The sequence below is a fragment of the Candidatus Pantoea symbiotica genome (assembly GCF_056491525.1).
On sequence record NZ_JBSZHR010000002.1, the window covers coordinates 3707626 to 3726642 of the forward strand.

17 protein-coding genes are annotated in these 19017 nt (G+C 55.8%); 10 read left to right on the top strand and 7 right to left on the bottom strand.

Annotation, left to right across the window (positions count from 1 at the left end):
- The first annotated feature begins 194 nt into the window (after positions 1-194).
- Positions 195-1010, top strand: a complete 816-nt coding sequence (locus tag ACXIZX_RS17915; protein ID WP_479404654.1) for a TIM barrel protein — start codon at positions 195-197, stop codon at positions 1008-1010.
- A 212-nt stretch (positions 1011-1222) separates the two neighbouring features.
- Here ACXIZX_RS17915 and ACXIZX_RS17920 read toward each other — a convergent pair whose 3' ends face one another.
- Entirely contained in the window at positions 1223-2446 is a 1224-nt protein-coding gene (locus ACXIZX_RS17920; protein WP_479404655.1) for an MFS transporter, read from the bottom strand.
- A gap of 226 nt (positions 2447-2672) precedes the next feature.
- Between ACXIZX_RS17920 and ACXIZX_RS17925 the strand changes: the two genes are divergently transcribed.
- From ACXIZX_RS17925 to ACXIZX_RS17940, 4 genes are all read left to right on the top strand, one after another.
- A complete protein-coding gene (locus ACXIZX_RS17925; RefSeq protein WP_479404656.1) occupies positions 2673-3386 on the top strand; it encodes an ABC transporter ATP-binding protein in 714 nt (237 codons plus the stop codon).
- Positions 3364-4335 (top strand): ABC transporter substrate-binding protein, encoded by a 972-nt coding sequence (locus ACXIZX_RS17930; RefSeq protein ID WP_176972628.1) that lies wholly within the window; start codon positions 3364-3366, stop codon positions 4333-4335. Before ACXIZX_RS17925 ends, ACXIZX_RS17930 begins: the two co-directional genes overlap by 23 nt.
- A 3-nt stretch (positions 4336-4338) precedes the next feature.
- Positions 4339-5988, top strand: a complete 1650-nt coding sequence (locus ACXIZX_RS17935; protein WP_479404657.1) for an ABC transporter permease — start codon at positions 4339-4341, stop codon at positions 5986-5988.
- A 511-nt stretch (positions 5989-6499) separates the two neighbouring features.
- Complete coding sequence (locus ACXIZX_RS17940; protein ID WP_008108172.1) at positions 6500-7546, top strand: AI-2E family transporter; 1047 nt, start codon at positions 6500-6502, stop codon at positions 7544-7546.
- A 35-nt stretch (positions 7547-7581) separates the two neighbouring features.
- Here the strand turns inward: ACXIZX_RS17940 and ACXIZX_RS17945 are convergent, their stop codons facing one another.
- Both ACXIZX_RS17945 and ACXIZX_RS17950 read right to left on the bottom strand, forming a co-directional pair.
- Positions 7582-8526, bottom strand: coding sequence for an ABC transporter substrate-binding protein (locus ACXIZX_RS17945; RefSeq protein WP_154157240.1), 945 nt, complete (start codon positions 8524-8526; stop codon positions 7582-7584).
- A 10-nt stretch (positions 8527-8536) separates the two neighbouring features.
- Complete coding sequence (locus tag ACXIZX_RS17950) at positions 8537-9301, bottom strand: class II aldolase/adducin family protein (RefSeq protein WP_479404658.1); 765 nt, start codon at positions 9299-9301, stop codon at positions 8537-8539.
- 238 nt (positions 9302-9539) lie between these two features.
- On the opposite strand from ACXIZX_RS17950, the gene ACXIZX_RS17955 reads away from it, so the two are divergent.
- Together ACXIZX_RS17955 and ACXIZX_RS17960 are read left to right on the top strand one after the other, a co-directional pair.
- Positions 9540-11144: an EAL domain-containing protein gene (locus ACXIZX_RS17955; RefSeq protein WP_479404659.1), complete on the top strand. Its 1605-nt coding sequence runs from the start codon at positions 9540-9542 to the stop codon at positions 11142-11144.
- On the top strand, positions 11119-12078 hold the full coding sequence (locus ACXIZX_RS17960) for a D-2-hydroxyacid dehydrogenase family protein (RefSeq protein ID WP_479404660.1): 960 nt from the start codon (positions 11119-11121) through the stop codon (positions 12076-12078). Before ACXIZX_RS17955 ends, ACXIZX_RS17960 begins: the two co-directional genes overlap by 26 nt.
- On the opposite strand, the gene ACXIZX_RS17965 is transcribed toward ACXIZX_RS17960, so the two are convergent.
- The 3 genes from ACXIZX_RS17965 to ACXIZX_RS17975 all read right to left on the bottom strand — a co-directional run bounded on the left by ACXIZX_RS17965 (position 12070) and on the right by ACXIZX_RS17975 (position 13924).
- Positions 12070-12549, bottom strand: a complete 480-nt coding sequence (locus ACXIZX_RS17965; protein WP_179453089.1) for a hypothetical protein — start codon at positions 12547-12549, stop codon at positions 12070-12072. The genes ACXIZX_RS17960 and ACXIZX_RS17965 overlap by 9 nt on opposite strands.
- A 111-nt stretch (positions 12550-12660) precedes the next feature.
- Positions 12661-13131, bottom strand: coding sequence for a hypothetical protein (locus ACXIZX_RS17970; RefSeq protein ID WP_179453090.1), 471 nt, complete (start codon positions 13129-13131; stop codon positions 12661-12663).
- On the bottom strand, positions 13124-13924 hold the full coding sequence (locus ACXIZX_RS17975) for a hypothetical protein (protein ID WP_479404661.1): 801 nt from the start codon (positions 13922-13924) through the stop codon (positions 13124-13126). The genes ACXIZX_RS17970 and ACXIZX_RS17975 overlap by 8 nt, the downstream gene beginning before the upstream one ends.
- 359 nt (positions 13925-14283) lie before the next feature.
- On the opposite strand from ACXIZX_RS17975, the gene proP reads away from it, so the two are divergent.
- The 3 genes from proP to ACXIZX_RS17990 all read left to right on the top strand — a co-directional run bounded on the left by proP (position 14284) and on the right by ACXIZX_RS17990 (position 17964).
- On the top strand, positions 14284-15789 hold the full coding sequence (gene proP / locus ACXIZX_RS17980; RefSeq protein WP_008108164.1) for a glycine betaine/L-proline transporter ProP: 1506 nt from the start codon (positions 14284-14286) through the stop codon (positions 15787-15789).
- 116 nt (positions 15790-15905) lie between these two features.
- Positions 15906-16883 (top strand): porphobilinogen synthase, encoded by a 978-nt coding sequence (gene hemB, locus ACXIZX_RS17985; RefSeq protein ID WP_008108163.1) that lies wholly within the window; start codon positions 15906-15908, stop codon positions 16881-16883.
- A 109-nt stretch (positions 16884-16992) separates the two neighbouring features.
- The gene (locus ACXIZX_RS17990; RefSeq protein WP_008108162.1) at positions 16993-17964 is read left to right on the top strand and encodes a GGDEF domain-containing protein; all 972 of its coding nucleotides are present in this window, start codon (positions 16993-16995) and stop codon (positions 17962-17964) included.
- 30 nt (positions 17965-17994) lie between these two features.
- Here ACXIZX_RS17990 and ACXIZX_RS17995 read toward each other — a convergent pair whose 3' ends face one another.
- Positions 17995-19017 (bottom strand): alpha/beta fold hydrolase, encoded by a 1023-nt coding sequence (locus ACXIZX_RS17995; protein WP_479404662.1) that lies wholly within the window; start codon positions 19015-19017, stop codon positions 17995-17997.

The window sequence follows — 19017 nt, forward strand, 5'->3', positions numbered from 1 at the left end:
TGCCAAACCGCATCACAGCTAAGCCGTTGCGCGCACAGAATTTGTGTCTGAAATCTAGCTTCAACATGCAACGCGAAACGAAATATGAAATTTTTGCGAGGCAGATCCAATATCTGATATTTCATAATTCAATAATAATGAAATAAATGTTCTCTTTGCAGCACCGATACCGTATCCGTTTACAGGAGCCGCCTATGGCCATCGATCCAACCCGTTTCTGTATTAACCGTAAAATTGCGCCCAGGCTGTCGCTGGAAGCTTTCTTTCAGCTGGTACAGCGTCTGGGATTGAGCAAGGTTGAACTGCGTAATGACATGCAGAGCGGCAAGGTCACCGATGATCTCAGCGTGGCGCAGCTGCGTGCGCTAACGGATAAGTACCACATTGAAATCGTAACGATTAACGCGCTCTATCCGTTTAACCGTGCTGATGAGGCGCTGCTGGCAAAAGCCGACGCGCTGCTGCAGGAAGCTCAAGCCATCGGCGCAAAAGCGCTGGTGATGTGTCCACTCAATGAAGGAATTGAGATTTCGCCCCAGCAGACGCTGGAAGCGCTGCAGGTGCTGGCACCGCGCTTTGAGAAGTATGGCATTCAGGGGCTGGTGGAACCGCTGGGCTTCCCGGTCAGTTCGTTGCGCTCGGCGGTGCAAACGCAAAAGCTGATTCAGCAGGCAAAAATACCGTTCAAAGTGCTGCTCGATACGTTCCATCATCACCTGTATGAGAACGCCGAAAACGAGTTCCCGCAGGAGATTGATATCAACCATATTGGGCTGGTGCATTTGTCTGGCGTGGAAGACACCCGCCCGACGGCGCAACTCACCGATGAAGAACGTATCATGCTCAGCGACCGCGATGTGCTAAACAGCGTGGCGCAGGTGAAACGTCTGGAGATGCTGGGCTACAAAGGCGTTTATGCGTTTGAGCCCTTTGCCTCATCGCTGGAGACGTGGAATACCGCTGAGATTGAACGCCAAATTCGCTACAGCATTGAGTTGCTGCAAGCCTAAACGAACCCTTATCTGTGTCTAATGACACATTTTGCTAGTGTTGGCCTCGGTCGGAGGCCTTTTTTTCATACCCGTCATATTTTAAGCCATAGCTGCGTTGGCTGCCCGTGCTCACCCCAGTCACTTACGGGCGTAAGCTCCTGGGGATTCTCACGCTTGCCGCCTTGCTCTGGCTTAAACTATTTAGGGTATGCCTGAGTTAAATAGCAAAATTACGCGTTCTCTTTAATCTCCACCACCGGATCTTCCGGCATCCGCTTAATCATCCGCAGCGTGCAGAACAGCGCTAAACACACCAGCAGCGCGGTGAGGAAATAGACCAGCGACACGCCGGCATAACTCATGATGAAACCGGCAATCGGCCCGGTGATGCCCAGCGACAAATCCATAAACGCAGTATAGGTGGCGAGCGCGCTGCCCTGATTCTGCTGTGGCACCACTTTCACCGCCACTACGCCAATCGCCGGGAACACCAGCGAGAAACCCGCGCCGGTGAGGAATGCGCCCATCTTCGCCATCCACGGATCGAACGAACCGGCCACCAGAAACAGACCAATCGCTTCCACCGCGAAGCAAATACTCGCCACGCGCAAACCGCCGAGCTTATTGATGGCATTCGGGAACAGCAGGCGCGTGCCGACGAAAGCGGCACTGAACATGGTCAGCGCGAAGGCAGCGCCGTCCCAACCTTTATCCTGATAAAACAGCGTGATGAAGGTGGCGATCACGCCAAATCCGGCGGAACCCATCGCCAGAATCAGGCCGAAACCGTACACCTTGCTCAGCACGTCACGGAACGGCAGCGGCTTGGCTTTGCTGCCTTTCACTGCCGCACGCGGCAGCGCCAGCGCTATCGCCAGCACGCAAATAGCAATGATGATGCCGGAGAGCAGTAGCAAGCCGCCGCTGCGGAAAATCACCACGCCGAGCGGCGCACCGATTGCCATCGCGCCGTAGGTGACAATGCCGTTCCACGAAATCACCCGGCCAATATGCAGCGAACCGACGCGCGCCACGCCCCACAGCGACGTACCGGTGCCGGAGAAGCTTTGCCCCACGCCGAGAATCACGCGCCCCAGACACAGCAGCACCAGACTCAGTACGCCCTGCCCATCACTGAGCGCCGAGAGCAGAATACAGATGCCGCTGAGCAAACAGCCCACCAGCCCCAGCACCACCACTTTTTTCGGCCCCCACAGATCGGCATAGCGTCCGGCGTGCGGACGGCTGAGCAGCGTGGCGATGTATTGCAGGCTGATTACCAATCCGGCCCAGAAAGCGTTGTAGCCCAGCCCATCATGGACAAAGCCGGGCAGCACCGCCAGCGGCAAGCCGATGGTGAGATAGCTGGCAAAGTTGAACTTCACGATGGAAAGGATCAGTAAATTGAGGCGAAAACGGCCGTGTTCAGGTGCGGCGACAGGCAGGTCAGGCATGAGTGATTGCGCTCGTGGGTGACGGAATTTTCATAACAAGAGGATAACTATACGCCTTTTGGTTTTATCCGCATCAGTGAAATGCCCAGTTTTACGGTCATCATTTCGTCATATCGCGCTCGTAGACTCGCCCTCAATCAAATCCCAAAGAGGATAACAATCTGATGACGCCCCTGATTTCTCAGGCGCGCGTGCGTAACGCTAACTCCTTCGCGGGAGATGGCCGATGACGCATGCCGCGCTGCCTATTGAACTGAAAAATCTCAGATGGTCGGTAGGTAACCTGACTATTCTGCACGATCTCTCCCTGACTATTCCCGCAGGCGAAATCCTGGCGCTGCTCGGTCCGAGCGGCTGTGGCAAAAGCACGCTTTTGAAACTGCTGGCAGGTTTGCTGCAGCCAAGCGCCGGTGAACTGTGGATTGGCGAACGCTGCGTGGCCTCGCCGCGCCACTGCGATGCGCCGGAGAAGCGCAACCTCGGCATGGTGTTCCAGGATTACGCGCTGTGGCCGCACATGTCGGTAGCGCAAAACGTCGCCTTTCCGCTGCGCATGCGCGGTATGAAAAAAGCCGCCGCGCGACAACAGGCCGATGCCGTACTGGCGCAGGTTGGCCTCGCTGATTTTGGCGATCGTAAACCAGCGTTGCTTTCCGGCGGCCAGCAGCAGCGCGTGGCGCTGGCGCGCGCGCTGGTGGCGAAACCGGCCATTCTGCTGTTCGACGAACCGCTCTCCAACCTCGACCGCGACCTGCGTGAAACCCTGGTTCACACCATGGCGGATTTGCTGCGCGCGGCGGGCATCACCGCTGTTTACGTTACGCACGATCGCGAGGAAGCCAATACGCTGGCCGACCGCATCATTCACCTGGCGCAGGGCCAGATTGTTTCCGTTACTCACCTCTCAGGGGACCGCAATGCCATCTCTCAAGTCAGTTAAAACAGGAGCCATCAGCGCGATGATTTTGACTTCCGCCATCATGATCAACGATGCCCAGGCGCTGACGGTGTACACCGCCGGTCCGGGTTCGCTGTCGAAAAGTCTTGCCGCCGGGTTTGAAAAACAGACCGGCATCAAAGTGAATATTTTCCAGGCCACCACCGGCAAAGTGATGGCGCGTCTGGAAGCGGAACAGGCCAATCCGCAGGCCGATGTGTTGATCTCGGCTTCGTGGGATACCGCCGAAGATCTGCAACAGCGCGGCTGGCTGCAACCTTTCGAAAGTGCTAATGCGGCGAAAGTGCCGGATCAGTTCAAAACCGCCAACTATGTCGCACAAGGCATTTCCGCGCTCGGCATCGTGTGGAATACACAAAGCAATACGCCAGAACCGAAAACCTGGCAGGATCTCACCGCGCCCGCCTTTAAAGATAAAGTGACCACGCCGGATCCGGCGCTGTCTGGCGCATCACTCGATCTGCTGATTGGCCTGCAAAACAGCGAAGGCGAAAAAGCCTGGCAGCTGTTTGATCAGTTAAAAGCCAACGGCATGGTGATGAGCGGCCCGAACGCGCAGGCGGTGACGCCAGTGCTGCAAGGCGCGAAAGCGGCGGTGTTTGGCGCGGTCGATTACGTTACCTATAACAACATCGCGCAGGGCGAAAGCGTGAAGGTGATCTTCCCGGAAAACGGCACCGTGGTCGCGCCGCGTCCGATGATGATCCTGAAAAGCAGCCAGCACGCCGACGATGCGAAGAAATTCGTCGATTACGTGCTGTCGGATGAAGGTCAGGAGCAAGTAGCGAAAGCCTGGCTGATGCCAGCGCGTACCGATATCAAAGCGCAACGTCCGCTGTTCACCGAGATCAAATTGTTGCCGACCAATCAGGATGGCAGCAGCGAGCGCTCGGCGGTGCTGAAGCGCTTTGGCGCCCTGTTCGGACAGTAAGCGATGTCGCGTGCCCTGAATGGCTTGATTCTGCTGGCGTTAATGCTGCTGGTGGCGCTGCCGCTGCTGTTTATCGTGCTGCAAGCGCTGTTTCCGCACTTCGGCGAAGGCAGCTGGCGCGGCGCTTTTAGCGCTTTCCCGGTGCTGCTGGACGATCCGCAGCTGACATCGATGTGGCTGGGCACGCTAAAAATCGGCGGCGGTGTGGCGCTGTGCAGTTTTCTGCTGGGCTTACCGCTCGGCGCACTGCGCGGCCTGTTCCGCCTGCCGGGCGCGGCACTGTGGGATCTGCTGTTTCTGATCCCGTTTCTGACGCCGCCCTATATTGTGGCGCTGTCATGGACGCTGGCGCTGCAACGCAACGGTTATATCGAACAACTTACCGGCATCAACTTCGACAGCCTGCTATTTAGCAGCAGCGGCATGATTGGCGTGATGACGCTGAACATCTTCCCGGTGGTCTATTTTGCGGTGTCGCGTTCGCTGCTGGCGAGCGGACAACGTCTCTCCTGGGTAGCGCGCGTGCATGGCGCATCGGCGTGGCGCGGCTTCTGGCACATTACCTTGCCGCTCACCTTACCGGCGTTGGCAGGCGGCGTGCTGCTGGCGTTTACGCTGGCGATTGAGGAGTACGGCGTGCCCGCAGCGCTGGGTGCGCAGGCGAAGCTGACGCTGATGACCGTTGGCATTGAAACCAAACTCGCCGACTGGCCGATCGATCTGCCCGGCGCGGCGTCGCTGTCACTGATGTTGAGCCTGGTGGCGCTCACGGCGTGGCTGCTGCAGCGCAAACTGACCGGCAGCAGCGATGTGACGGCGGTTAGCGGTAAACCTGTTACTCAGGAACTGGCGCATGCCGGCGGCTTACAAAACCTGATGCTGCTGCCGTTTGCTCTCACCGTGTTGCTGGCGGTGGTGCTGCCGCTCGGCGCGATGACCTTGAGCGGCTTACTGAATACGCTCTCCGGTGGATTGCATCTCAGCAATCTAACGCTGCGCCACTTCGGCGCGCTGTTCAGTCAGCAAGGCGATGCGCTGGCGGCCTTCTCCACCAGCATTGGCCTGGCGCTTGGCGCGGCGCTGCTGACTGGCGCGCTGGGCTTTCTCATTGCCTGGCGCGTGTCGGAAGGCAAAACCCGTTTGCTGGCAATGATGGATGGCCTTGCGCTGCTGCCTGCGGCGATGCCCGGCGTGGTGGTGGGCGTGGGTTTGATTCTGCTGTGGAACCGCGGTTTCTGGCCGGTTTCGCCCTATAACACCATGTTTATTCTGCTGCTGTCGTACAGTTGTTTGCTGCTGCCGTGGCCGGTGCGCTATGTCAGTAGCGCGCTGCGTCAGCTGGCCCCAACGCTGGAACCGGCAGCGCGCGTGCACGGCGCATCACGTTTGCAGGCGCTGCGGCTGGTTGTGCTGCCGCTGGTGGCGCCCAGCTTGCTGGCGGCGATGATGATGGTGTTTGCCGTGGCATCACGCGAGCTGGTGACCTCGCTGCTGCTGGCTCCGGCGGGCACGCAAACCGTGGCGATCTTTATCTGGCGTCAGTTCGAACAAGGTTCGGTGGGACAAGGTATGGCGATGGCCACGCTGACACTGCTCGCCAGTTTGAGTTTGATGTTAGCTGCGACCACGCTGATGCGGCGTCAGGCCCGGTGAACGTAGGGTCGCCATTTATGGCGTAATGCTTGTCAAATATGCGTAAATCGGTCGCCATAAATGGCGACCCTACGGGATTTGCAGCGATGGTGAGGCAGGATAATGCATTGCGGCTGCAGCGCGGGTGTTGAGGCGACATCCCAAACCGCTGAACGATTGAGGGATTCCAGGGCGAGCCGCATGGATGCGGCGAGAGGTGGCGCTGAGCAGGAGCGAATCGCCACCGATCCGTCAGGAATCGTGAATGAGTGAAGGTACCGCGCAGCGGCGGGTTGGGCTGGCGCAAGGCCCGGGAGTGCAGAGGGCGCGGCCAGGCGTCCTCTGCTCGGTCGCCGCACCAGGGTGCTGCAACTGCCTCCGCACATAGCGAACGAAAGTCGCTCTGCGCTTAACTGAGCGGCATTACGCCATTTATGGCGACCAGCTACCAAACTTCTGTTTGTCTTAAATAACAGATGGTTAATTTCCATCAACTACACTCTCCTGAGCAAAAACCGTCTCAGGAGAGAGAATGAACAACCTGCTACAGGAAAAAATTGGCCAGAACATCCTGGTAAAACTGGCGATGCTGGTGATTATTCTGGCGGGCATTCGCGCCGCCTCGGACATTCTGGTGCCCTTCTTACTGGCCAGCTTCCTGGCAATCGTGCTCAATCCGCTGGTGACGATGTTGATGCGGCGCGGCGTCAAACGTGGCCTGGCGATTACCTTGGTGATCAGCGTGATTTTTATCGTCGTGCTGTTACTCATCGCTGTACTCGCCAGCTCGGCCAGTGACTTCAGTGATACCTATCCGCAAATCCGCGCCATGCTGGAGCAGAAGCTGGCGGTGGTGCAACATTTTGCCGCGCGTTTTCATATCAACATCTCTACCGAAGCGCTGGCGGCACGCCTCGATCCCAACGTGGTGATGGACATGGCCACATCGGTGTTGAAACAGCTGTCTGGCGCGATGACCAACGTGCTGCTGCTGATTCTCACCGTGGTATTTATGCTGTTTGAGGTGCGCCATCTGCCGTACAAAATGCGTAACGCGATGGTCAATCCGCAGATCCGCATCGCCGGTCTGCATCGCGCGTTGAAAGGCGTGACGCACTATCTGGCGCTGAAAACATTGGTGAGTTTAATTACCGGCGTCGCCGTTTGGCTGTCGCTGCTGCTGCTCGGCGTGAAGTTCGCGCTGTTCTGGGGCGTGGTGGCGTTCATCCTTAATTTCATCCCCAATATCGGGCCGATCATCGCTGGCATCCCGCCGTTTATTCAGGCGCTGGTACTGAATAATATTTATGACGCCATGCTGGTGGCGGCACTGTTCAGCGCGATTCACATGGTGTTCGGCAATATGCTGGAGCCAAGATTGATGGGGCGCGGGCTGGGACTCTCGACGCTGGTGGTGTTTCTGTCGTTGATTTTCTGGGGCTGGTTGCTGGGTCCGGTCGGCATGTTGCTGTCGGTGCCGCTCACCAGCGTGACCAAGATTTTGATGGAAACCACGCCGGGCGGCAGCCGATTGGCAATTATGTTGGGGAACGGGCGGCCGGGTAAACGGGCGCGATAACAGCCAGGTCGCCATGAATGGCGACCCTACGCCGCTTATTGAAACACGCTGTTATCGGTAATTGCCTGCACATCGACTTTGTTTGGCAGGATATTCAGCTCGCTGAACAAGTCCGACACCTTCTGCACCTTCGCCACATCATCCGGCGTCACGCCACGCACGCCGTGGGAAATACGCGCAGTAATTTGCTGCGCATCCGCCGGTTGCAGGCGCGTTAACTGCGCATACACCTCGTTATACTGCTGCGGATGCGCCAGCGCCCACTCGCGCGCTTTGGCCAGACGATGGGTGAAATCCGCAATCGCGGCGCGCTTGGCGGGATCGTCGAGCGAGCTTTGCGTGGCGGTGACAAACGACAGCGCGGTCGTCAGCCCTTTGCCGTCACGCAGCAGACGCGCGCCATGCTTTTCGGCAATGCCTAAATAGGGATCGAAGGTCGCCCACGCGGCAATCTGTCCTGAGTTGAACGCCGCGCTGGCGTCGGTCGGCAACACAAATCGCACCGGCACCGTATCACGCGGCACTTTCGCCTCTTCCAGCGCTTCATACAGCAAGTGCTGCGAGATACTGCCGCGCGCCGACGAGACGACAACCTGCTTGCCGGCCAGATCCTTCACGCTGTGGATCGGCGAGTCGGCGGGCACGATCAGCCCGTTCGAACCGGCGTCACCGACGTTGGTGGCGATGATCTTCAGCGGCACGCCGCCCGACGCCGCCATCAGCACCGGCAAATCGCCCGCGTACGAGGTATCCACCGCACCGGCACGCTGCGCTTCAAACAGCGGCGCTGCGCCCTGGAAATTCGCCCAGCGATATTGATAAGGCGCGTCTTTCATTACATCTGCCGCTTCGATCAGCGAACGCAGATTGCGCGCCTGATCGCCCAGCACCAGCGTGACTTTACTTAAATCAGGCGCCGCCTGACTGCCAAACGCCGCGCACAGCAGCAGCGCAGAAAATACCGGTTTCAGCCATTTCATTGGGAGATTCTCAAAGTGCGTTGCGGTTGAGCTGGCGGATGTAGGCATCCCAGTGCAGCTGATATTTGCGCTGGCGAATGCTGTTATCAAACGCCTGCGCGGCTTTCTCGGAAACAGCATCTGGCAGAATAATCAGATCCGCGCCGCCCGATTGTGCTGCCAACTGTGCCTGGCAGGCGCGTTCGAGGTAATAAAGGTTGTAGAAGGCTTCTTCAATGCTGCCGCCGCTGGTCAGCAGGCCGTGATTGCGCAGGATCAGCGCGTTGAGATCGCCAAGATCGGCAACGATGCGTTGCTGCTCGTCGAGATCCAGCGCGATGCCTTCGTAATCGTGATAACCAAGGCGATTATGGAAACGGGTGCTGTGTTGCGAAATCATCAGCAGGCCGTTTCGCTGCGCCGAAACGCCAATGCCCGCGGCGGTATGCGTATGCAGTACCGCATGGGCATCGGGCCGCGCGCGATGAATCGCGCTGTGAATCACAAATCCGGCAAGGTTAATTCCCAGCCCGGTTGGGTCGTCAATAATATTGCCGTCGATGTCGATTTTCACCAGCGTTTCCGCCTGGATTTCATCGAAGGTTTGCCCGAAAGCGTTGATGAGAAAGTGCGGCTGATCGCCCGGTACGCGCAGGGAAAAATGGGTGTAAATATGGTCGGTCCAGCGCAGCTTGGCCGCCAGATGGTAAGCCTGTGCCAGCTTGATGCGCGCCTGCCATTCGCCTTCGCTGATGCGCTGCCGTAAAGATGTGACATCCAGGGTTTCAGTGCTCATTTCCACTCCTCATTTCAGGTCAATGTGCTTACCTAACATCGTGGCATAGCGTTTTTGCCGCTGGGAAATGCCAATAACGGCAAAACATTGTCAGTAAACGCAAAGTGAGATTGATCATTGACCTGTATCAGACCGGTTTATTCTTAAATCGCTACCCTACACAGCCCTGTGAAAATGGTATGCTGCTGACGCCGCAACCGCAGCTTATGCGCGGCGTAAACCCACCGAGGATTGTCTGGTGCCACTGAAAAAACGACATCACGATTTTGGCTGGCTCTTAATTGTCTGCGCCGGGTTGTTACCCTTGGTGCTCGGCATCCTTTGTACCGCCATCGAAGCGCGCCATACCGTCCACCAACAGCAGATTTCCACCGCCAATACCTTGCTCACTCAGGCTGAAAAGATGAGTGATAACGCATGGGATATGATCACTGAGCTGCGTCAGTATCACTATCAACCTTGCACACAAATCGAAGATCAGCTGCAGCGAGCGGGCACGCTCAATCCCTATTTCCGATCCATTGGTATGCTGAAAGGCGGCGACATCAGCTGCTCGTCCGCCTTTGGCCTGAAACACGGCACCTTAAGCGAAATGATGCTGCAGCCACCGCCGATTACCGGCAAAGCCTGGTGGAGCATCTCGGTGCGCGGCACTTACGGCGTACAGAACCGTCCTGCCGTGGTGTTTGTGCGCCAACTCCCCGATACCAGCGGTTTTTGGGCGGTCATCGATGGCCAATATCTGATGGACTTTATGAACGCTATCGGCGGATCGCGTGGCTACCACATGAGCCTGCAATTTAGCGGCGGCGCGGTGATTGCCAGCGGACCGACTGACACGCGGCCTAAGCTGTATATGAAAAGTGAAGCTTTTCAGGCCGAATCCAGCCGCTATCCCATCACCGTTAGTGTGACGGTTCCGGCTTCTGAGTTGCTGAAAGCCTGGCGTCAGGCGCTGTTCATCTTCCTGCCAATGGCGGCGATTTTCTCAATTCTGTTGATGATCCTCACCGCCAACTGGCTGCGTCGTCGTATCTCCTGGCACGATGAGATTGGCCGCGCCATCCGCGCCCGCCAGTTCTCGGTGCACTATCAGCCGGTTTACAGCAACACATTGCACGCCTGCGCCGGCGCCGAAGCCTTGCTGCGCTGGCAGCGCCCCAATGGCGACATGATTCGCCCGGATATCTTTATCAGCGCCGCTGAAGCCGAAGGCATGATTGTACCGCTGACCCAGCATCTGCTGGAGTTGATGGCGGAAGATATTCAGGGCTGGCAGGTCGAACCCGGTTTCCACATCGGGCTGAATCTGGCGGCGGAACATCTGCAACATGCCGATTTCGTTGCTGACATTGAGCTGTTTGCTGAGCGCATCAAAGATAAACAGATGTGTATTACTCTGGAGCTGACCGAACGCAGCCTGATTGAAGATGGTGAAATGGTGGCGCGTAAACTGCGCCATTTGCGCGCGCAGGGCATGAAGGTGGCAATTGATGATTTCGGTACCGGACACTGCTCGCTGACTTATCTGCTCACCTTCCCGCTGGATTATCTGAAAATCGATCGTGGCTTTATTAACGCCATTGAAGGCCTCGACGTCGAAACGCCGGTGCTGGATGCGATTATTAATCTGTGCCACAAGCTGGAACTGGATGTACTCGGTGAAGGCGTAGAGACCGCAACACAATTTGAGTACCTTCGGCAGCGTGGTGTGATATTTATTCAGGGCTACTATTATGCCCGTCCGCTGGATAATGACCGGCTGCGTGCCTGGCTCAGCGAGCAAGGGCACAAGCCACTTCTCGTTGAGGAACATCATGAGCCTGAACTGCATCATTCTTGATGATTATCAGAACGTCGCCCAGTCACTTGCCGATTGGGCGTCTCTCGCCCCGCTGGTTAACACCACTTCCCTGACTGAAAATTTCGCCGACCAGGATCAACTGGTTAAACACATCGCCCACGCCGACATTCTGGTGGTGATGCGCGAACGCACGCCGCTCAGCGCCGAGCTGATTGGCCGCTTGCCCAATCTGAAAATGGTAGTCACTTCCGGCATGCGTAATGCCTCCATCGATCTAGATGCCTGTGCAGAGCGCTATATCGCGGTATGTGGCACCGCCAGCAGCAGTGCGGCACCTCTGGAACTGACGTGGGGATTATTGCTTGGGCTGGCGCGCCATATCGTGCCGGAGAATCAAGCGCTGCGCAGCAACGGCGCGTGGCAGCACACCTTAGGCATGAGTCTGCAGGGCAAAACGCTGGGCTTGCTCGGACTGGGCAAAATCGGCGGCGAGATGGCAAAAGTAGCGCAGGCGTTTGGGATGAATGTATGTGCGTGGAGCCAGAATTTAACCGCTGAACGCGCCGCCGAATGTGGCGTTGAGCGCTCGCCCTCGCTGCAAGCGCTGCTCAACAGCAGCGATGTGGTGTCGATTCATCTGGTATTGAGCGAACGCTCACGCCATTTGATCGATGCGGCGGCGCTGGCGCAGATGAAGCCTGGTGCGCTACTGATTAACACTTCGCGTGCCGGGATTGTTGATCAACAGGCGATGATCGCCGCGCTGCAATCGGGTCAGCTAGCCGGTGCAGGATTGGATGTGTTTGAACAGGAGCCGCTTCCTGCGGATCATCCGTTGCGTCTGCTGCCGAATGTGCTGGCGACGCCGCATCTCGGCTATGTTGCCGACAGCAATTATCACACCTACTTTACGCAGGCGGTGGAAGATATTAAGGGATGGTTGACCGGTGCGCCGCTGCGCTCGTTACTCTGAACGGCCTGCGCGACGTTTTTCAGCAATACGCAGCGCCACTTCAAGGCTATCTTCCGCCAGTGCGCCATTCGGCAAATCGCGCTGGGCGTTGAGACGTTGATTGATGCGCTCCAGCGTCGGCGTTAACTGCCCCACTAATTGCTGATATTCATCAAGCTGCGTGATGGGTTGGTTACGTGCGATGCTGGTTTGTGTCAGCCGTTGCAGCTGACGAAAGCTCTCCATCGCCTGGCTGGTGAGTAATCCGGCCTGGCGCCAGCTTTTCAGGCGTTGCAGCAGTTCATCGGGTTGTTGCGCCAATAATGCCAGCTGCGCATCGGCTCGCTCGCCACAGTTAATCCACTCAATCGAGGTACTGGAAACGGCAGCCGTACGAGGTGCCGCAGGCACAAAATTGATAAGATTCCTTTCTACACTGTCGATCATCGACAGCCAGGGATTCTTAAAAGACTGGGCGTTTTTCCTCGACATGAACACTCCACCAAAGCACGGCGGCAGAGTATTACTGAATGCTTACAAACTGGCAAGCGGTGCTTACCGCCTCGCTTAATGGTAAGTTTTTCTTATTTATTTGCGCAACAATCAGGTATGGCAATAAAGCCGTGGCATACCAGAATAATTGATTATTTGATCGCCGTTCGGGAGTTGATACATCTGATAAAAATCATTATTAGCTTCGCGCCCCGAAGTGAAAAGAACCTGTGCTGCCAGCGCGGCAGGCACCGTATCGTTGGCCATAATCTGCACCTGATGCGTATTCACCAGCATAAAATCACCCTGCCGATGCCAGCTGTAATCTGATACCCGATTTAATTGATAATGACGATCGCTGAGCGTGATGGTGCCGGTCAGAATTGAACTGCCGCTGCCATCAGCTTTAAAACGATTGCGCACCGTGGCATTAATCACGCCACCTGGCTGCGCTTCATTCTGAATACGATAGGGAAATTCACACCATTCCGGTACCGGTTCGGCTGGGCGTACCAGCAACACCAGTGCCCACGGCAAGATAAAAGCAACAAAGAGGGCAACAGCCAGAAGTGATTTACGCATCCGGTAATTCCTGAGCAGATACCATCCACGACAGACATTCATTGTTCTTTTGCGACATCGGTCGCGCGCAGAGAAATGCGCTGGTAAACACGCGGGTACGCGAACGATTGATATAAAGCAAAGGCGGTGTCGATCCATCCGCCAGACGCGGCTTTAAATCGCGAAAGCGGCGCAGGGCATCCTGAACCACAAAAGAGTTTGGCAATAGGCTTTCGGCGATAAACACCTGCGTTCGCGCCTCCTGACCATAGGATTTGTAATCAGTGCCTTGATGTCCCGCTGGTGCTAACTCGTGTCGTGCAACCAGTGCAAGCATCGCATTGAGCAGCAAAAAACCGGCCAGCACTCCGCGCAGCAACCAGGATTTTTTCTTAGCGACAACAGGATTAACTCGCGGTGCAGGCTGAATGTTCACCGGCATCTCAGGCTCTGATTTCACAGACAGCGTGTCGTTGCAGGGTTCAACATCAACCTGCTCCGCCAGCACGCAGCCAATTAGCGGCACCTGGTGAATCAAGGCACCTGGCGCGTGGGCATGTAGTGCCAGGCGATTGATCTCGGCAATGGTCGTAGTGAGGCGATCGGCAAAGGGCACATCAGAAGGTTCCCGTTGGAACAGCACATGCAGCGCCTGATTACGTACCAGTTTCCCCTGCGCATTAAGCACGCGGCGTAATACTGCGCATTGAAGCGTACTCAACGCAACACGTTGTGTTGAGGCATTCAGCGGATAAAACACCTGTTGTTCGGCATCAAAACAGAGACTTTTGGCATACAAAACATAACGCGCCATGCGAATCCTGATTTCCAAAAAAGCAATTGGCGTAAGTATAAGTAGTTTAACCATAAGGCGCACGCTAACCGCAGAGTGTGATGTTATTTTCCTGCCTTTTTTTGACGCGTTTAAGCATGAATAAAGCCGTATCATTAGCTAAAAAATAGCCAGTTAATGGTGAAAACATGACAAATATCACACTAAATCGGTATACTCTGTCGCGGTTGGCAATCATTACCCCCCTAATAATTGCCCGGCAGGCCAGGGAAAAACGTTATTTCCCGGCTATGCTTTAATTTTCTCAACGCCGCGGACTGTTGGCATTTATTGAGTCCGCAGCGTTGAGGATTTTTCGAATTCCAATACAGGGTATCTGCATGAAACTACGTAGGAAGCGTGTAAAACCTATCGGGATTGATGATGTCACGATTATCGATGACTCCCGTTTACGTAAAGCCATTACCGCAGCTTCGCTGGGCAACGCGATGGAATGGTTTGATTTTGGTGTTTATGGCTTTGTGGCTTATGCACTGGGTAAAGTGTTCTTCCCGGATGCTTCACCAAGTGTACAGATGATTGCTGCACTGGGTACGTTCTCAGTTCCGTTCCTGATTCGTCCACTCGGTGGTTTGTTCTTCGGCATGTTGGGCGATAAATATGGTCGCCAGAAAATTCTCTCTATCACCATTGTCATCATGTCGATCAGTACCTTCTGTATTGGCTTGATACCCTCTTATGCCTCCATTGGTATCTGGGCACCGATCCTGCTGCTGTTGGCAAAAATGGCGCAGGGCTTCTCGGTCGGCGGTGAATACACCGGCGCATCGATCTTCGTTGCCGAGTATTCGCCTGACCGTAAGCGCGGCTTTATGGGCAGCTGGCTCGACTTCGGTTCGATTGCGGGATTCGTGCTGGGTGCGGGCGTTGTGGTACTGATCTCTACCATCATCGGTGAAGAGAAGTTCCTCGAGTGGGGCTGGCGCATTCCGTTCTTTATCGCGCTGCCGCTCGGCATCATTGGTTTATATCTGCGTCATGCGCTGGAAGAAACGCCGGCGTTCCAGCAGCACGTTGAGAAACTGGAACAGGGCGACCGTGAAGGACTGCGCGATGGCCCGAAAGTGTCGTTTAAAGAGATCGCGACCAAACACTGGAAAAGCCTGTTGGCCTGTATCGGTCTGGTAATTGCCACCAACGTCACCTACTACATGCTGCTGACCTACATGCCGAGTTATCTGTCGCATAACCTGCACTACTCGGAAGATCACGGCGTGTTAATCATTATCGCCATCATGATGGGTATGCTGTTTGTGCAACCAGTGATGGGTATGCTGAGTGACCGTTTTGGCCGTCGTCCGTTTATCATCATTGGTTCTATCGCGCTGTTTGCCTTCGCGATACCGTCCTTTATGCTGATCAATAGCGGCGTGTTGGGCCTGATTTTTGCCGGTCTTCTGCTGATGGCGGTGATTCTTAATGCCTTTACCGGTGTGATGGCGTCGTCGCTACCTGCGATGTTCCCAACCCACATTCGCTACAGCGCCTTAGCAAGTGCCTTTAATATCTCGGTGCTGATTGCCGGTTTAACGCCGACACTCGCCGCGTATTTAGTAGAAGCCACTAACAATCTGTATATGCCGGCTTACTATCTGATGGTTGTCGCGGTGATTGGTTTGATTACCGGTATCTACATGAAAGAGACCGCTAACAAGCCGCTGCGTGGTGCTACTCCGGCTGCGTCGGATCTCGAAGAAGCGCGTGAAATCCTGCAGGAGCATCACGACAACATCGAGCAGAAAATCGAAGATATTGATGACGAGATCGCCAAGCTTGAGGCGAAACGTAAAAACCTGGTGCAGCAGCACCCGGACATCAACGAGTAATCTTCCCCACTCCCGCCGCCCGGCGGGAGTTTTCGTTTCCGCACACAATCCTTCATGCGCAGTGCCGAAAAGGGGTAAACTATTGCCACTTTTTTAACCTGCATAAGTTGTAGAGCATGTCTGAATTTAATCTGATCCAGCGCCCAAGAAGGCTGCGCAAAAGCGCGTCAATGCGCGAAATGTTCCAGGAATCCAACCTCAGCATCAACGATCTGGCGCTGCCGATCTTCGTTGAAGAAGGCGTGGACGATTACGTGCCAATTAACGCCATGCCGGGCGTGGTGCGTATTCCAGAAAAACGTTTGGCGTATGAGATCGAACGTATTGCTAAAGCGGGTATTCGTTCAGTGATGACCTTCGGCATTTCCCACCATACCGATGCCACCGGCAGCGATGCCTGGAACGAAAACGGTTTGGTGGCGCGTATGTCGCGTATCTGCAAAGACACCGTGCCAGAAATGATCGTGATGTCTGATACCTGTTTCTGCGAATACACCAGCCACGGCCATTGCGGCGTGCTGTGCGATCACGGCGTCGATAACGACCAAACGCTGATTAATCTCGGTAAGCAAGCCGTGGTGGCAGCGCAAGCCGGCGCCGACTTTATCGCCCCTTCTGCCGCGATGGATGGCCAGGTGAAAGCCATTCGCCAGGCGCTCGACGCCGCAGGTTTCACCGACACCGCTATCATGTCGTATTCGACCAAGTTCGCCTCCTCCTTCTACGGCCCGTTCCGTGAAGCAGCAGGCACCGCGCTGAAAGGCGATCGTAAGACTTATCAGATGAATCCAATGAACCGCCGTGAAGCGCTGCGCGAGTCGCTGCTTGATGAAGCGGAAGGCGCAGATTCACTGATGGTGAAACCAGCGGGTGCTTATCTCGATATCCTGCGCGATATCCGCGAACGCACCACGTTGCCGTTGGCGGCGTACCAGGTGAGCGGTGAGTACGCGATGATCAAATTCGCCGCACAGGCGGGCGCCATCGACGAACGTAATGTGGTTCTGGAAAGCCTGGGCGCGATTAAACGTGCCGGTGCCGATCTCATTTTCAGCTATTTTGCCCTTGATCTCGCCGAGCAAAAAGTGCTCTGATTATCATTACGCCTGGCAGCGGACATCGCATCCCGTTGCCAGGCGCTTTCAGCCTTTATGGCACCAACACCAGTGTTTCAGTAATTCCATAATTAATAAGAGTAACGCGATGAAAGCACCTGCACTGCCTGCGGACGAGTCACATCGTCTGGCCCAGTTACGTGCGCTCAACATTCTGCACACGCCGGCAGAAGAGCGTTTCGACCGATTAACCCGCCTTGCCCGTCGTTTGTTTGGCGTGCCCGTCGCGCTGGTCAGCCTGCTGGAAGAGGACCATCAGTGGTTCAAATCAGCGGCCGGTTACGCTGCTGCAACCGCACCACGTAATACCTCATTTTGTGGCCATGCAATCCTGCAAGATGATGTGATGGTGGTTGAAAACGCGCTAGAAGACGAACGTTTCCACGACAACCCGTTGGTGAGCGGCGAAAACAGCCCTGTGCGTTTTTACGCCGGGTGTCCACTGCGCACGCCCGCCGGAGCCAAAATCGGCACGCTGTGTATTATCGATCACCATGCACGCCAGTTTGATGCCGACGATATTCATACACTGCGCGATTTGGCCGCAATGGCGGAAGCGGAGCTGGTGGCTTTCCAGACCGCGACCTCAGATGAACTGACGCAAATCACCAATCGCCGCGGCTTTATGACGCTCGGCCAGCTGGCGCTGAATGAGTGCCAGGTGAAGCAGTTACCCGCCAGCCTGACGTTCCTCGATCTCGATCGCTTCAAAGCCATTAACGATACGCTCGGCCATCGCGAAGGCGACCGCGCGCTGATGGATTTTGCCGATGCCATGAAAGTGAGTTTCCGCCACGCGGATATCTTTGCCCGTTTGGGTGGCGATGAGTTTGTGGTGCTGTTTAACGGCTTGCAGCTCGCCGATGCCGAGGGCGTGTTGGCGCGCTTTGATGGTTTCCTGCAACAGCAAACGCAGAATCTGGAGCGGCGTTACGCCCTGCACTTCTCATCGGGGATTGTTGAGTTCGATCCTGACCATCCGCAATCGCTGGAACAATTGCTGGAAGGTAGCGACGAACGGATGTACGCCGCTAAGAATGGGAAAAAGAAGCTGAGTTGATGTTGGTCGCCATGAATGGCGACCCTACGGTTAATTGCCAGCTAAATCCGCGATTAATGTCTGATTAAACTTCTGCGGCTCTTCCATTTGCGGCGCGTGGCCCATGCCGGGGAATTCGATTAAGCGTGCGCCGGGAATCAGCTGCGCCACCTGCTTGCCCAGCACGTTGTAATGTCCGAGTTTTGCTTTCACGTCCGGCGGCGCGATATCGCTGCCAATCGCCGTGGTATCAGCGGTACCAATCATTAAGGTGGCTGGCACGCGCAGATCTTTAAATTCGTAATAAACCGGCTGCGTGAAGATCATGTCGTAGATTAACGCCGAGTTCCACGCCACTTTCTTGTGCCCCGGTCCGCTGTTTAGTCCGGCCAGCATATCGACCCATTTGTCATACTCCGGCTTCCACTGGCCGCTGTAATAAGTCTGCTGTTCATACTTCTTGATACCCGCCGCATCCAGCTTGAGTTCACGTTGATACCACTGATCCACCGAGCGCCACGGCGCGCCTTTGGCTTTCCAGTCTTCTAAACCAATGGGATTAACCAGCACCAGCTTCTGCGTTTGCTGTGGATACATCAGCGCATAGCGCGTCGCCAGCATACCGCCGGTGGAGTGCCCAACAATAATGGCGTTGTCGATACCTAGCTGCTGCAACAGTTGATGGGTGTTCTGCGCCAACTGCTGAAAGGTGTATTGATAGTTAGCTGGTTTGGTTGAGCTGCAGAAGCCAATCTGATCCGGCGCAATCACCCGATAACCTTTCTGGCTCAGCGCTTTGATGGTGCCGTCCCAGGTTGCGCCGCAGAAGTTCTTGCCGTGCATCAGCACCACGGTTTTGCCGTTGGCCTGCTGCGTAGGTTTGACATCCATATAACCCATGCTCATCGCTTGCTGCTGCGAGGTGAAGTTAAAGTGCTGCAGCGGATAGGGATAGTTGAAACCTTCCAACTGCTCGCCATACACATTGGCAGCGAGCGCCGGGGCGGTACCACAAAGCGCCATCGACGCCAGAATAATGGCAAGTGACTGTTTTGGCTTGAAACGAAAATCCAT

Coding starts and splice junctions, on each gene's coding strand:
- ACXIZX_RS17940 (WP_008108172.1), top strand. CDS start 6,500: ATGAACAACCTGCTACAGGAAAAAATTGGCCAGAACATCCTGGTAAAA.
- ACXIZX_RS17990 (WP_008108162.1), top strand. CDS start 16,993: ATGAAAGCACCTGCACTGCCTGCGGACGAGTCACATCGTCTGGCCCAG.
- ACXIZX_RS17995 (WP_479404662.1), bottom strand. CDS start 19,017: ATGGATTTTCGTTTCAAGCCAAAACAGTCACTTGCCATTATTCTGGCG.
- ACXIZX_RS17920 (WP_479404655.1), bottom strand. CDS start 2,446: ATGCCTGACCTGCCTGTCGCCGCACCTGAACACGGCCGTTTTCGCCTC.
- ACXIZX_RS17975 (WP_479404661.1), bottom strand. CDS start 13,924: ATGGCGCGTTATGTTTTGTATGCCAAAAGTCTCTGTTTTGATGCCGAA.
- ACXIZX_RS17915 (WP_479404654.1), top strand. CDS start 195: ATGGCCATCGATCCAACCCGTTTCTGTATTAACCGTAAAATTGCGCCC.
- ACXIZX_RS17935 (WP_479404657.1), top strand. CDS start 4,339: ATGTCGCGTGCCCTGAATGGCTTGATTCTGCTGGCGTTAATGCTGCTG.
- ACXIZX_RS17925 (WP_479404656.1), top strand. CDS start 2,673: ATGACGCATGCCGCGCTGCCTATTGAACTGAAAAATCTCAGATGGTCG.
- ACXIZX_RS17930 (WP_176972628.1), top strand. CDS start 3,364: ATGCCATCTCTCAAGTCAGTTAAAACAGGAGCCATCAGCGCGATGATT.
- ACXIZX_RS17960 (WP_479404660.1), top strand. CDS start 11,119: ATGAGCCTGAACTGCATCATTCTTGATGATTATCAGAACGTCGCCCAG.
- ACXIZX_RS17970 (WP_179453090.1), bottom strand. CDS start 13,131: ATGCGTAAATCACTTCTGGCTGTTGCCCTCTTTGTTGCTTTTATCTTG.
- ACXIZX_RS17945 (WP_154157240.1), bottom strand. CDS start 8,526: ATGAAATGGCTGAAACCGGTATTTTCTGCGCTGCTGCTGTGCGCGGCG.
- ACXIZX_RS17965 (WP_179453089.1), bottom strand. CDS start 12,549: ATGTCGAGGAAAAACGCCCAGTCTTTTAAGAATCCCTGGCTGTCGATG.
- proP (WP_008108164.1), top strand. CDS start 14,284: ATGAAACTACGTAGGAAGCGTGTAAAACCTATCGGGATTGATGATGTC.
- hemB (WP_008108163.1), top strand. CDS start 15,906: ATGTCTGAATTTAATCTGATCCAGCGCCCAAGAAGGCTGCGCAAAAGC.
- ACXIZX_RS17950 (WP_479404658.1), bottom strand. CDS start 9,301: ATGAGCACTGAAACCCTGGATGTCACATCTTTACGGCAGCGCATCAGC.